At 55.1% G+C, this 14,521-nt stretch carries 9 protein-coding genes; 3 read left to right on the top strand and 6 right to left on the bottom strand.

Going from position 1 to position 14,521, the window contains the following annotated elements:
- Positions 1–466 precede the first annotated feature (466 nt).
- Complete coding sequence (locus tag BN7444_RS02975; RefSeq protein ID WP_068455548.1) at positions 467–1,798, top strand: IS3 family transposase; 1,332 nt, start codon at positions 467–469, stop codon at positions 1,796–1,798.
- A gap of 262 nt (positions 1,799–2,060) precedes the next feature.
- On the opposite strand, the gene tuf is transcribed toward BN7444_RS02975, so the two are convergent.
- The 4 genes from tuf to BN7444_RS02995 form a co-directional block, all read right to left on the bottom strand.
- Positions 2,061–3,254, bottom strand: a complete 1,194-nt coding sequence (gene tuf / locus BN7444_RS02980) for an elongation factor Tu (protein ID WP_068455550.1) — start codon at positions 3,252–3,254, stop codon at positions 2,061–2,063.
- Positions 3,255–3,323: 69 nt separating this feature from the next.
- Positions 3,324–4,166 carry a DegV family protein gene (locus BN7444_RS02985; RefSeq protein WP_068455553.1) on the bottom strand — a complete coding sequence of 281 codons (843 nt, stop codon included), beginning with the start codon at positions 4,164–4,166 and terminating at the stop codon, positions 3,324–3,326.
- Positions 4,163–5,509 (bottom strand): phosphoglucosamine mutase, encoded by a 1,347-nt coding sequence (glmM, locus tag BN7444_RS02990; RefSeq protein WP_068455556.1) that lies wholly within the window; start codon positions 5,507–5,509, stop codon positions 4,163–4,165. Before glmM ends, BN7444_RS02985 begins: the two co-directional genes overlap by 4 nt.
- Positions 5,506–6,864, bottom strand: coding sequence for a CCA tRNA nucleotidyltransferase (locus BN7444_RS02995; protein ID WP_082941235.1), 1,359 nt, complete (start codon positions 6,862–6,864; stop codon positions 5,506–5,508). Before BN7444_RS02995 ends, glmM begins: the two co-directional genes overlap by 4 nt.
- A 103-nt stretch (positions 6,865–6,967) precedes the next feature.
- On the opposite strand from BN7444_RS02995, the gene BN7444_RS03000 reads away from it, so the two are divergent.
- Entirely contained in the window at positions 6,968–7,708 is a 741-nt protein-coding gene (locus BN7444_RS03000) for a hypothetical protein (protein WP_068455559.1), read from the top strand.
- A 46-nt stretch (positions 7,709–7,754) separates the two neighbouring features.
- On the opposite strand, the gene pdxR is transcribed toward BN7444_RS03000, so the two are convergent.
- Positions 7,755–9,137, bottom strand: coding sequence for a MocR-like pyridoxine biosynthesis transcription factor PdxR (gene pdxR, locus BN7444_RS03005; RefSeq protein WP_068455562.1), 1,383 nt, complete (start codon positions 9,135–9,137; stop codon positions 7,755–7,757).
- Between the two features lie 99 nt (positions 9,138–9,236).
- On the opposite strand from pdxR, the gene pdxS reads away from it, so the two are divergent.
- A complete protein-coding gene (gene pdxS, locus BN7444_RS03010; RefSeq protein WP_068455567.1) occupies positions 9,237–10,094 on the top strand; it encodes a pyridoxal 5'-phosphate synthase lyase subunit PdxS in 858 nt (285 codons plus the stop codon).
- Between the two features lie 112 nt (positions 10,095–10,206).
- Here pdxS and BN7444_RS03015 read toward each other — a convergent pair whose 3' ends face one another.
- On the bottom strand, positions 10,207–14,451 hold the full coding sequence (locus tag BN7444_RS03015; RefSeq protein WP_068455570.1) for a 2-hydroxyacyl-CoA dehydratase: 4,245 nt from the start codon (positions 14,449–14,451) through the stop codon (positions 10,207–10,209).
- Between the last annotated feature and the right edge of the window lie 70 nt (positions 14,452–14,521).

The raw sequence follows: 14,521 nt of genomic DNA on the forward strand, positions 1-14,521 counted from the left end.
TCGAAAAGGCGAAGCCGAATCGAAACGGATGTATAGTTGTACATCCCCCTCCACCCACAAAACGCTTTTTAGCAGTACAAATGCCTAACGGCATTTGATTCCTGCTGGGCCGTGTTGCCTACGAAAGAAACTGAATCGGGTAATTGGTCAATTAAGTCAATGAAGTGCGACACTCGTGAGCGTGCGTGCGTAAAATGTAAGGCGATCGCTCGGAGTAACAGGGGCGGCGGGTTATCAGTGAAGCCAGTCACCTGCATAGTGCCGCTCAGCTTTTGTGACATAGGCTACCTATCGCGACGACGAAAAGGGAAATATGTAGAAAATGCCGCAGGCATTTTCTTTCCAATCACACGCGGCCAGAAAGGGGGCAAGGGGTCCCGGGGACGGGGGAAATGTAACCCGGTCCCCAAGATTTGGACATTCCCCCTACCTTAAATCGTGTATAATTCAATTAAGGAGGGAAACCATGGGACGAGGAAAACTAACTGCTGAAGAGCAAGCCATCTTACGCACCAATCCAAATGTCAAATCAGTCAACGATAAATGTATTCTCTATACGGATGAATTTAAAAAACACTTCATTGATGCGCTGAGCACAGGCAAGCGGCCTAAACAAATCTTTGTTGAAGCCGGTTTTGACCTGGAAATCTTAGGCGACAAACGCATCGAGCGGGCCACCGCGCGGTGGAAAGAGCGCCACATTCGGGACACCATTCTCGCATCAATAGACCAAGAAGCCGCAAAAGAAGCCCTTCAGGCTATCGATGCCATTGACGATCTGAAAAAAGCCAAAGAGCAACTGGCAAAGCAAGAAAAAACCATACAACAACAAGCTGCGGAGATCGAAGCATTAAAAAAAGCTGGCTGGCTAGGAGGGAGGCGATGCGACAAGAAGGAATATGGAACGACTGATCTCTGTAAAATTATCGAAGAAACCGTCGAAATCTACGGGAAAGCCATTAACATCAAAGCCCTTTGCGAAAATCTTCAACTGCCTCGAAGCACCTATTACTACTACAAAGCCAGCAAAGAAAACCGGCAACGAAGAGAAGAAGCAGATCAAGAAGCCCTGTACTTCATACAAAAAGCCTATGACCATAGCGGCAAATACTACCACAAAGGCAGCCGCTCCCTTCGCATGGTCCTGAAAAACGACTACGACATCATCTACAATCGCAAAAAAATCCAACGCATCATGCGGAAATACCAACTCAAATGCCCGGTGAAAAAAGCACGGCCCTACGACAAACGGAAAAACGACGGCCAAGAAAGCAAAATCGCCCCGAACCGCGTCAAGCGCGCCTTCAAGCCGGGCAAAGCCAGAAAACTCTTCCTCACCGACATCACCTACATCAAACACCAAGGCCACTTCTCCTACGTCTCCGTCATCATCGACGCCCAAACCAACGAACCCGTCGCCTACAAAACCAGCACAAGCTACAGCCTCGACTTCGTCCTCGAGACCCTCGAGCAACTCAACGCCTGTGGCTACAGCCAAAACGCCATCATCCACTCCGATCAAGGCGTTCACTACACAGCAAAAAAATTCCGAGACACCGTCCAATCCATGGGCCTCATCCAATCCATGTCAAGAAAAGGCAACTGCTGGGACAACGCGCCCTGCGAATCCTTCTTCGGAAAAATGAAACAAGAAGTCCCATTTGACGAAAACGCCGACGACCAAGAGATTGAAGCCGCCGTCGCCGACTACATAAACTACTACCGCTACCGCCGATACCAAGAAGGCCTCGGCGATATGACGCCATACGAATACGGCTCAACACTGCTCCACGCATAGGGGTTGACGTGTCCAAAGAACCGGGTCCACCTTAAATGCGGCCTTCGCTCTGAGCCCTTTCCCCCGTCCCCGGGTTTAAGAGGCATGTAAGAATGAATATTTTAATTAAAGAAGTATCTTGATTATAGTCAGTCGGCTATGCCGTTAAGGATGAGTCGTTACTTAAAAAAAGAGAAAGCGGTGTGTTTTTCTTCGAGAAATATGTATTTTTAAATAGAGAAAGGACGTGTTTCCACGTCCTTTTCTCTATTTGTTTTGGTTTTTATTCTACGATTTTGGATACGACCCCGGAGGCGACGGTGCGGCCGCCTTCTCTGATGGCGAAGCGCAGACCTTCGTCCATGGCGACGGGGGTGATGAGTTCTACTTTGAAGGTGGCGTTGTCGCCGGGCATAACCATTTCCACGCCGTCAGCGAGGGTGATGTCGCCGGTTACGTCGGTGGTTCTGAAGTAGAATTGGGGACGGTAGCCGTTAAAGAACGGGGTGTGGCGTCCGCCTTCTTCTTTGCTCAGGACGTAAACTTCGGCTTCGAATTTGGTGTGGGGATGGATGCTGCCGGGGGCTGCCAGTACTTGGCCGCGTTCGATGTCGTCTCTTTGGACGCCACGAAGGAGGAGGCCGACATTGTCGCCTGCTTCGGCGCGGTCGAGTTGTTTTCTGAACATTTCGACGCCGGTTACGACGACGGTTCTCTTTTCGGTGGTTAAGCCGACGATTTCGACGTTGTCGTTGATTTGGATGGTTCCGCGTTCTACACGGCCGGTAGCAACGGTGCCGCGGCCGGTGATGGAGAAGATGTCTTCCACGGGCATGAGGAAGGGGTGGTCGATGTCACGAACGGGATCGTCGATCCATTCGTCGACGGTTTCCATGAGGGCGACGATTTTGTCTCCCCATTCTCCGTCCGGATCTTCTAATGCTTTTAAGGCGCTGCCCACGGTGATGGGGGTGTTGTCGCCGTCGAATTCGTATTCGCTTAAGAGGTCGCGTACTTCCATCTCGACGAGTTCGATGAGTTCGTCGTCATCGACTTGGTCTTGTTTGTTGAGGAATACGACGATTTTGGGTACACCGACTTGGCGGGCCAAGAGGATGTGTTCGCGGGTTTGGGGCATGGGGCCGTCTGCTGCGGACACAACGAGGATGGCGCCGTCCATTTGGGCTGCACCGGTGATCATGTTTTTAACGTAGTCGGCGTGGCCGGGGCAGTCGACGTGAGCGTAGTGACGCTTTTCGGTTTCGTATTCGACGTGGGAGGTGGAGATGGTGATTCCACGTTCTCTTTCTTCGGGGGCTTTGTCGATGTTTGCGTAGTCGACGAATTCGCCGCTACCGAAGCGTTTGTTTAATACGAGGGTGATTGCTGCCGTAAGGGTGGTCTTGCCGTGGTCGACGTGGCCGATGGTGCCGACGTTGACGTGGGGTTTGTTTCTTTCAAATTTTCCTTTTGCCATAATTGTCCTCCTATTTTTCGCACAATATATAAGCCTATGTTACCCCATTTTTTGTAAAATTGCAAGGTTTTACAGGGCGACGACGATGCCTCCCGCGTCGGCGTAGACGCTTGAGAGGCCTTTGGTGGGTACGATGCGTATGCGCACGTTTTGAAATTCGTCTTGGATGTAGTCTTTAAAGAGTTTCGCTTTTTCTTCGCCTTGGGAGTAGCTGATGGTGATGAGGCGCACGCCTTTTTCGGCGTTGATTCTGATGACTTCTTTTGCCAGTTTCGCCAGGCTTTTTTTGAAGCCTCGGTTGATTTGGAAGAGGCCGATGGCGCCGTCTTCGGAGTGCATGATGGGTTTCATGTTCAATACGTTGACGGCTTTTCCCGCCAATTTGGGGATGCGGCCGTTTTTAATGAGGTTTTCCATGGATTCCAGTATGAAGAAGGTGTGTTGTTTGTCGGCGTAGGCTTCGATTTCTGTTTTAATGGTGTCGAAGTCTTTGCCTTCTTTCGCCAGGGTGTAGATGGTGTCCACGACGTTGGCGGTGCCGGCGGAGGCGGATTTGGAATCGATGAGGGCGATTTTTTTCTCGGGATGTTCCCGCAACACTTCCGCCACGGCGCTTTGGGCGGCGTTGTAGCTGCCGGAGAGTTTGGATGTAATGGTGACGACGAAGATTTCGTCGGCGCCGGAGTCCAGGATGGCTTCTTTGTAGCTGAAGGGCGAGGGGCAGCCGGTGCGTATGGGCTCGTCGGTCTTTGCCATATCGGCGTAGAGGGCGTCTATGTCCAGATCGTCGTCGTCGACGTAGGTGGTGCCGCCGGCGTCGATGGTGAAGGGGACGTAGGTGATGTCCATGGCTTTTTCTTCTTCTTTGGTGAAGTCGGCGGATGTGTCGGTGATGATTTTTATGGGTTTCATTGAAGTACCTCTTCTATATAGCGGGCCAGTTTTTCCGCTTCTTCTTCAAGCACGGCCTGGTCTTTGCCTTCGATCATGACGCGGACCAGGGGTTCGGTGCCCGAGGGGCGAATGACGACTCGGCCTTCGTCTTGGAATTTTTCTTCCAGGGCGCGGATTTTTTCCTGTATGCCGTCGTGATCGGCGTAGGCGTGTTTTTTCTCTTTCGCCACTTTGGCGTTGACGAGGACTTGGGGATAGGATGTCATGAGGGCGTTGAGCTCGCTCATGGGCTTGCCTGTTTCGGCCATGACTTCCAAGAGATGGAGACCGGTGGCCAGTCCGTCGCCGGTGGTGTTGTAGCGGCTGAAGATGATGTGGCCCGATTGTTCGCCGCCGAGGACGTAGGTTTTTTCGATCATTTCTTCCAGCACGTAGCGATCGCCGACTTTGGTCTTGACCAGGGCGATGCCTTCTTGTTTCAGGAAGCGGTCCAGCCCGATATTGGTCATGACGGTGCCGACGACGGTGTCGTTGTCCAGCTCGCCTTTGGCTTTCAGGCTTTTGGCGCAGATGGCGAGGATGTGGTCGCCGTCGATGATATCGCCTTTTTCGTCTACGGCGATGATGCGATCGGCGTCGCCGTCGAAGGAAAAGCCGACGCGGGCGCCGGTTTCTTTCACTAATGCCTGTATTTTTTCGGGGGCGGTGGAGCCGCAGGCGGCGTTGATGTTGGCGCCGTCGGGGGCGGTGTTAATGGCGGTGACCTCTGCGCCGAGGCGCGCGAGGACTCTTTCCGCCGCTTCGCTTAATGCGCCGTTGCCGGCGTCTACGGCGATTTTTGTGCCGGCGAGGTCTCGGTCTACGAGGCTCACCAGGTAGTCTTCGTAGTCGGCGATGCCGGGAAAGTCGCTCCGCTCGATGCCCAAATCTTTTCCCGTCAGGGGCGCCGGGGCGTAATTCGGATCGAGGAGTTTTTCTTCGATTTCTTCTTCCACGGCGTCGGGGAGTTTCAATCCCTTATGGGAAAAGATTTTGATGCCGTTGTATTCGAAGGGGTTATGGGATGCGGAGATGACGATGCCCATGGCGGCGCCGTATTTTCTCGTAAGGTAGGCGACGCCGGGGGTGGGGATGACGTGAAGTTCCACGCAGTCGACGCCTCCCGCCATAAGGCCCGAGGAGATGGCCATGGCCAGCATGGCGCCGGATCGCCTCGTGTCTCTGCCGATGAGGACGAAGGGCTTTTCCGCCCCCGTCTCTCTGATGCGCTCGGCCAGGACTCGGCCCAGTTTCATGGCCAGTTCCGGTGTTAGGTCTGTGTTTGCGACGCCGCGTATGCCGTCGGTTCCGAATAGTTTCATGGTGTCTCCTCCGAGGATGTGTCTTTTCTATGCTCTATATATGCTTTGGCGTAGGCCAGAAGGGTTTCTTTCTCGTTTAATGTGGGATCGTCGACGGTTTTGTCTTCGATTTCTTTCAGCAGCGCGCCCATGGCGGGACCGGGCTTCATGCCCAGGGCCATGAGGTCGTTGCCGTTTATGGCCAAGGTTTTGCGGCTGACGATGCCTTCGTCCATAAGGGTGCGGATGTGCTCTTTTCTCTCCAGTATAAAGGATATGTCTCGCGCGCCATAGGTGCATGCCATGTCCGCCGCCATAAGGTCGTAGAGATCCAGGATGTAGTCCTCCCCTACCCGCCGAATCTGGCGGCGCAGGGCTTTGTCGGTCATGGTGTCGTGGACTTTCATGTGTTCTTTAATGAGCACGTCCACTTCACGAATCAGGGCCTTTTGGCTCTTCAGCCGGGCGAGGATTTCTTTCGCCGTCTCGGCGCCCATAGTGTCGTGGCCAAAGAACCGGCCCTTGCCCGTTTCGTCTATGGTCAAGGTGTCGGGCTTGTTGACATCGTGAAAGAGGGCGGCGTAGCGCAGGGGCAGTTTTTTCGACGTGTGATCCACGACGCAGAGGATGTGGTCGAAGAGGGTCTTGTCGTGATGGGGATTGCGCTGATCGTAGCCCACGGTGGGGGTGAGCTCGGGAAAGAGCTTATCGAGGACGCCGGCTTCTTCCATGGCGTAGAGGACGCGGGAGGGCCTGTCTTGAAGAAGGATCTTGCCCATTTCCTCCGCCACGCGCTCGGCGGAAAGGCTTTCGATGCGGTAGGCTTCTTTTTTTGCCGCGGCGAGGAGCGCGGGCTCGAGTGTCATGTTCAGCTGGCCCATAAAGCGAAAGGCCCGCAGGATGCGCAGGGCGTCTTCCGAAAAGCGCCGAGCGGGATCGCCGACGGCGCGGAGTGTTTTGTCTTGAAGATCTTCCCTGCCGCCGAAGGGATCCACGACGCCCGTCTCTTCGCTGTAGGCCATGGCGTTGACGGTGAAGTCGCGGCGGGCCAAATCTTCCCTTAAATCCGCCGTAAAGGTAATTGCATCGGGCTTGCGATTGTCGCTATAGGTGCCGTCGATGCGAAAGGTGGTGATCTCCACGGGGCCCGTGGCGGTCATGACGCCGATGGTGCCGAATTTTTCCCCTTCGCGGAAGGTCTTCTCCCCTTCCATCATGGCGAGGATCTCTTCGGGCCTCGCCGGGGTGGTGAGATCGTAGTCGTGGGGTTCGATGCCCATAAGGCTGTCGCGCACGGCGCCGCCGACGACGTAGATGGGTATGTCTTTTTCGCGAAAACGGCGAAAAATTCCTTGGATGCTTGCAGGTAATTTCATAGGCTTATTATAACACTTCCGGCGGTTTTTTTCTTTTCCGTAGGCGTTTTCTCCCCTACGTGGTATAATCGTTAAAAAGACGGATTGAGTTGGGAGGTATTGTATGAAACGGAATTACACGGCTCTCGCTTTGGCTCTTTGTCTGTGTCTCGCCGGCTGCGGCAAGAAGTCGGAGGCGCCGAAGAAGGAAGAGAAGCCCGCCAAGGTCGCCGCTACGACGAAGAAGGACGAGGCTTATGAGCCGGAAAAGGACAAGGCCGCCGCTGAAAAGGCCCTTTTTGAAAGCGACAACGAGGACAAGCGCAACGCCGCCTTGGAAGATGCCAGCGACTACATCGCCCTGGTGGAGCTTTCCACCAATGCCAACGGCCAAATGGAGTTGGAGTTTATTAAGAATTACAAGGGCATGTTGAGCACGGTGGAACTTCCCGTTCCCAAGGGCATGACGCCGAATCAGGAATACATTATCTTCTATCGCGACGGCGCCGACGGCGTGGTGGGCCCGGTGCATCCCACTTACGGCTATTACGCCGTGGACGGAAGCGACGATCCGCTCCTGCGCCACATGGAACGGACTTACGGCGATTTGGACGAGGACGAGGAAGATACGTCTTCGGTAAAATCGAAAAAGGACGCCGATGCCTATGACGAGGACAGCTATGGCTCCTCAAAGGATTCGTCTTCCGAAAAATCGTCCTCTTCTTCGAAAAAGTCTTCTTCGAAAACATCCTCTTCGAAGGAATCGACGAAGAGCACGTCGGATACGAAAAAATCTTCGAGCCAATCGAAGAGCTCGTCCGATTCGAAAAAATCGTCGAAGAAATCTTCTTCCGATGAACAATAGAAATAGCAAACAGCCTCACGACGAGGCTGTTTTTTTGCGGGGATTTTTACTTTTCCTTCGGTGGAGCGAATGCCTCTATTTTTTCTTTCAGTACCTCGAGCCCTTCCTGTAATGTGTCCAAGCTCATATTGCCGTAGCCCACGATGAGGCGGGGGTAGTCGCTCGATGCCTTTACGGAGTAATCCGAGAGGCCTTTGATGTGGATGCGGGAGTGGTGAAGGTGATCCAAAAGCTCTTTCTCCTCCACGGGGATTTTGCAGGTCAGAAGAAAGTGCATGCCCGCCCGCTTGTCGTCCACCTCAAAGAGTTCGTCGCCTAAAAAGGCGTCCACGGCGATTTTTCTGCGCTGATCGTAGGTCTTGCGGCGGCGATTGAGCCTGCGCTCGAAGTGGCCCTCGCGCATGTACCGGGCGAGGGCCAGCTGCACCAGATTGGGAATGGGGCAGTTCATCACGGGACGCAGGCGGCGGTAGCGCTCCATCAGAGGGCGAGGCAGCACCATAAAGGAGACCCGCAGGGTGGGCGACAGGGATTTGGAAAAGTTGGAGAGATAGATAACCCGGTCCACGGCGTCCAAGCTTTTTAAGGCGGGAATGGGCCTGCCGTAGTATTTAAATTCGCTGTCGTAATCGTCTTCGATGATGTAACTGTCCGTGGCCTTCACGTGATTTAAAAGCTTGGTGCGCCGGTCCACCCGCAGAATGCTTCCCGTGGGAAATTGATGGGAGGGGGTCACGAGATAGATGCTCTTGTCCCGTGGCAAGGTGTCGGGATCCACGCCGGCATCGTCCACGTCCATAAAGGCGTAGGGCCTGCGGTGCTGCTCGAAGATTTTTCTCATGCCGATGTAGCCCGGGTTTTCCAGGCGATAGGTGGCGTCTTTCGGCAAGATGGCGAAGAGGATGAGAAGCAAATACTCCATGCCGGCGCTGAGGATGATGTCCTCCGCCTGCACGTCCACGCCGCGGGATGCCCGCAGGTAATCGGCCACGGCGCTCCGAAGCTCGGCCAAGCCTTCGTTCTCCCGGCGGTTCAAGGGCTCTTCCTCTTCCGCCGCCCACTGCAGGCATTTCTTAAAGTGGTTGTCGGGGAAACGGTAGTCGGCGTTTTTGTTTAAGTCGAAATCGTAATCGAATGCCGGGGCTTCCTTGGCCGGTGCCGTCGCCCGCGGGGCGATTTTTTTGTGGAGATTTTCGATTTCCGCCACGAAAAAGCCCACCCGCTCCTTGGCGACGAGATAGCCTTCGTCGGCGAGCTGGTCGTAGGCGGCGGTGACGGTGTTCACGGAAAGGCCCAGGTGATTGGCCAGATCCCGCTTCGAGGGCAGCTTCTCCCCTTCTTTCATGGCGCCCGTGACCACGGCGTCTTTAATGTAATCGTAGAGGGCTTCGTAAAGGGGGGTGCCCTCTTTGAAATGGATGGTAAACAATCTGGTTCCTCCAAATTTTATTTATTTGATCCTTTTGATGATACCAAATTCGCCTTACAATGTCACTGTAGCGATTACATAAATCACAAGGAGGAAGAAATGAACGAAGCATTTGTTAAACTGACCGATTCCCTGAAAGGCGGCGTCATTATGGACGTGACCAGCCCCGAGCAGGCAAAGATCGCCGAGGAAGCCGGCGCCGTGGCCGTTATGGCCTTGGAACGGATCCCCGCCGACATTCGCGCCGCCGGCGGCGTGAGCCGCATGAGCGATCCGAAGATGATTAAGGAAATTCAAAAGACGGTGAAGATTCCCGTTATGGCCAAGGTGCGCATCGGCCACTTTGTGGAAGCATCGGTGCTTCAAGCCATCGGCATCGACTACATCGACGAATCGGAGGTGTTGACTCCGGCGGACGGTACTTTCCACATCGAAAAGAAGAAATTCGACACGCCCTTCGTCTGCGGCGCGCGAAATCTTTCCGAAGCCCTTCGCCGCATCGAAGAAGGGGCGGCCATGATCCGCACCAAGGGCGAAGCCGGCACCGGCGACGTGTCCCAAGCCGTGGATCACATGCGGGCCATTATGGGCGAAATGGCCTATGTGGTCAGCGCGAAGAGCGACGAGCTCTATGCCCTGGCCAAGGAAATGGGCGTAAGCTACGATCTGCTCCTCTACGTTCACGAAAATGGCAAGCTCCCCGTGGCCAATTTCTCCGCCGGCGGCGTAGCCACTCCCGCCGATGCCGCCCTGATGCGCCGCCTCGGTGCCGAAGGGGTCTTTGTGGGCAGCGGGATCTTTAAATCCAACAATCCCGAAAAGCGGGCCAAAGCCATCGTGAGAGCCGTGGAAAACTACATGGACGACAACATCATCGCCGAAGTGAGCGAAGACATCGGCGAAGCCATGGTGGGCATCAATCCCGACGAAATCGAAACCATTATGGCGGAAAGGTAAGACGAAAACTCACTCTCTGCAACACTCATATAGAGAAAAGCCCCCGCACGGGGGTTTTCTCATGTAAAAAGCGGATCTCCTTTTTCGGAAATCCGCTTTTCTTTTGTGCCGCTTAATTGCTCGCGACTTTTTTGTGTTCTTTTGCCATATCGTGATTGATGAATTTGTTTTTCTCCGCCTGTGCCATCATGAGCTTGATGCGGTTGGTTTGGTTTACCGCCGAGGCGGAGGCGTCGTAGTCGATGGGGATGATATTGGCCGTGGGGTAGGCTTCCCGCACGGATTTGATCACACCTTTGCCCGTAATGTGATTGGGCAGGCAGCCGAAGGGCTGGACGCAGACAATGTTGCCGGCGCCGGATCGGATGAGTTCCACCATTTCCGCCGTAAGGAGCCAGCCTTCCCCGTATTGATTCCCCAGGTCCACGAATTCTTCGGCATAGGCCATAAGGGTTTCCACGGTTTCCGGGGCGTCGTAGGGGGAATTTTTCAGGGCGTCTCGGATGACGCGGCGATAGCTTTCCACGTAGCGGATCATGATTTCCGCCATGAAGCTGCCCATTTTCGACGTGCCGTAGCGATTTTCTTTGATCTTTGCGTTTTTAAAGGAGTAGATCATAAAGTCCGTGAGATCCGGTACCACCACTTCGGCGCCTTCCGCTTCCAGTTGGCGCTGCACGTGGTTGTTGGCCTCGGGGAGATACTTCACGAGGATTTCGCCGACGATGCCCACTTTCGGCCGCACTTCGTCCCGTATTTTCACGGCGGTAAAATCGGCGATCATGGAGCGGACATTTTCCCTGAATTCTTTTCGGGAGTAGCGGCGATCCTTTGCGTTTAATTTTTCTATCCACTTATCTGCCAGGGCCTTCGCCTCGCCGACCTCCACTTCATAGGGCCGGGTGGCGTTTGAAAGGCGCATGATCAGGTCGCCGTAGAGCATGTTCTGCACGGCTTTTTTCCCGAGGCGCACGATTTGGGCCTTGCTCATTTGAAAGCCCGGGTGTCGCTCGATGCCCTGAAGGGACGCGCCCAGCACGGGGATTTGGCCGTAACCCGCATCTTTCAGGGCCTTTCTGATAAAGCCCACGTAGTTGCTTGCCCGGCAGGCGCCGCCGGTTTGGGTCATGAGCAGGGTGAGGTTGTCGGTGTCGTAGCGGCCGCTTTTCACCGCTTCCATAAATTGGCCCACGACGAAGATGGAGGGGTAGCAGGCGTCGTTGTTGACGTATTGCAAGCCCTTGTCCACCACGTGGGTGGAAAGATCGGGGAGCACTTCCACATTGAAGCCTTCGCTTTTGAGCATGGGCTCGAGGAGGCGGAAGTGGATGGGCGCCATTTGCGGAATGAGGATGGTATGGGTCTTGCGCATCTCTTCCGTAAAGAGGACGGGGTCTTTGTACATGGATTCCGCCTCTTTGTCCAGGGTGCGATTTTGCACGGCTTGGATCAAGGAGCGCAGGCGGATTTTCGCCGCCCCCAGATTGTTGACTTCGTCGATTTTCAAGACGGTGTAGATTTTGTGGTGGGCTTCCAGAATTTCGTTGACCTGATCCGTGGTGACGGCGTCCAGGCCGCAGCCGAAGGAGTTGAGCTGCACCATTTCCAGATGCTCGCTTTCGCCGACGATTTTCGCCGCCCGGTAGAGGCGGGAGTGGTAGTTCCACTGATCCAGCACACGAAGCCGGCCGTCGATGTTTTCTTCGCCGACGATGCTGTCTTCCGACAGGACGGGAAGGCCCAGGCCCGTAATCATTTCCGCCATGCCGTGATTGATTTCGGGATCCACATGGTAGGGGCGGCCGGCGAGGACGATGCCCACGCTGTCCGTCTCTTCCAAAAATTCCAGGGCGCGCTTGCCGGCGGCTCGCACGTCGTCGCGGTAGCGGGTCTCTTCCTCGTAGGCGGCGGCCACGGCTTCTTTCACGGCCTTTTTGTCGTGGTCGGGAAAGACTTCCGAAAGGCGCTCGGCCAGTTTTTCCCTGTTATCGAAGGAGAGGAAGGGATTTAAGTAGCGAATACCGCTTTTTTCGATGCTCTCCACATTGTTTTTAATGACTTCGCTGTAGCCGGCCACCACGGGGCAGTTCAGGGTGTTGTCCGCATGACCCATTTTCTTTTCTTCGTAAAAGATGGCCGGGTAGAAGATGGTGTCCACGCCTTTTTCCACGAGGTTTTCCACGTGACCGTGGGCGATTTTCGCCGGATAGCAGGCGGTTTCCGAGGTGATGGACTCCAGCCCCTTTTCGTAGAGGGTGCGGGAGGACATATCGGAAAGGACCACCCGGTAGCCCAGCTTCGTAAAGAAGGTGTGCCAGAAGGGGTAGTTTTCGTACATATTCAGCACCCGGGGAATGCCCATGGTAGGCGCGCCTTCCGGGAGGCTTTCGTAATCGAAGACGCGCTTTAATTTATAGGCGTAGAGATTGGGAAGCATTTCGTCTTCCCCGCGGACGATGCCCGCCCCCCGCTCGCAGCGGTTGCCGGTAATGTAGCGGCTGCCGTCTTTAAAGATATGGACGGAGAGGGCGCAGTTGTTGGCGCATTGGCCGCAGCGGGCGTGTTTCGTGGTGTAGGTAAATTCGTCCAGCTCTTCCCGGGATAGGAGGCTACTCTCTTCGCCGCCTTCTTCCATGGCCATAAGGGCCATGCCGATGGCGCCCATGGTGCCGCTCATTTTCGGCCGCACCACTTCCCTGCCCGTGATCTTTTCGAAGGCGCGGAGCACGGCGTCGCTGTAGAAGGTGCCCCCCTGTACCACGATGTGCTCGCCCAGTTTTTTCGGGTCGCGAATTTTAATGACCTTTTGAATGGCGTTGCGTATGACGGAATAAGCGAGGCCCGCGGAAATATCCGCCACGCTCGCCCCTTCTTTTTGGGCCTGCTTCACCTTGGAGTTCATAAAGACGGTGCAGCGGCTACCCAGGTCCACCGGGGCGTCGCTTTCGAGAGCCACGGCGGCAAATTCCTGTACCGTATGGTCCACGCCGCCGGCGAAGGTTTGAAGGAAGGAGCCGCAGCCCGAGGAGCAGGCTTCGTTTAAGAGGATGGACTCGATGACATCGCCCTTCACCTTCATTGCCTTCATGTCCTGGCCGCCGATGTCCAAAATAAAATCCACTTCGGGCTCGAAGTAGCGGGCGGCGCGGAAGTGGGCGATGGTTTCCACCTCGCCCCGATCCACCTTCAGGGCCGCCTTAATAAAGTCTTCGCCGTAGCCCGTGACCCCCGAGGAGGCCACGTAGGTGTCGGCGCCCATGCGGTCGTAAAGGTCCATAAGGTAGGCCTTCACCCGGTCCAGGGGCGAGCCGCTGTTGGGGCCGTAGGCTTCGTAAAGGACCTCGCCTTTGTCGGAGAGGGCCACCATTTTCGTCGTGGTACTGCCGGCGTCGATCCCCACGTAGAGGGGCCCGGCGTAGGAATCCAAATCCCGGCGGGGCAAATCGCAGCCGGCGTGGCGGGCGCGAAAAGCTTGAAGCTCCGCCTCGTCTTTAAAGAGGGGCTCCAAGAGGGCGTCGGCGTCCACGTGGACGTCTTCCGTGGTGCTCAGGCGGTCGTAAAGGTCCTTGACCTTCACCGGCGCCCGGTCCACGGCCTTCAGTGCCGCCCCCAGCGCCACGAAGATCTGGCCGTTTTCCGGCGCGAGAATTTCGTCGTCTGCAAGGCCCAGGGTTTCGATGAAGCGCTTTTTCAATTCATCTAAAAACGTAAGAGGGCCGCCTAAAAAGGCGACCTTGCCTCGAATGGGCCGTCCGCAGGCCAGATTGGAAATGGTCTGGTTGACCACGGACTGAAAGACGGACACGGCGATGTCGGCCTTCGTCGCCCCTTGGTTTAAAAGGGCCTGAACGTCGGTCTTGGCAAAGACGCCGCATCGGGATGCGATGGGATAGATCTTCGTGTGCTCCTTGGCCAGTTCATTGAGGCCGGAAGCGTCGGTTTTTAAGAGGGAGGCCATTTGGTCGATAAAGGCCCCGGTGCCACCGGCGCAGATACTGTTCATGCGTTGTTCCAAACTACCGCGGAGGTAGGTGATTTTGGAATCTTCCCCTCCCAGTTCGATGGCCACATCCGTTTCGGGGAGGTAGGCTTCAATGGCGGCGGTGCCCGCCACCACTTCCTGGATAAAGGGCACCTTTAAAAATTCCGCCACGGCGATCCCGCCGGATCCGGTGACGTTAATGGTGGTTTCGTCGTCTGAAAATTTATGGTAGACCGTCGTCAAGATTTCCGCGACGGTTTTTTTCATATCGGAAAAATGTCGTCGATAAGTGGAGTACAAGATTTCCTTCTTATCGTTGAGTGCCACAAGTTTTACCGTGGTGGAACCCACGTCTAAGCCCATGTGCAGCAACATTTAACTACCTTCTTTCTTATATATATGTTGTTTGCTCTTACTGTAGAACTAGATTATAACATTTTTCTTA

The sequence above is a fragment of the Peptoniphilus pacaensis genome, assembly GCF_900088125.1.
Classification (GTDB): Bacteria; Bacillota; Clostridia; order Tissierellales; family Peptoniphilaceae; genus Aedoeadaptatus; species Aedoeadaptatus pacaensis.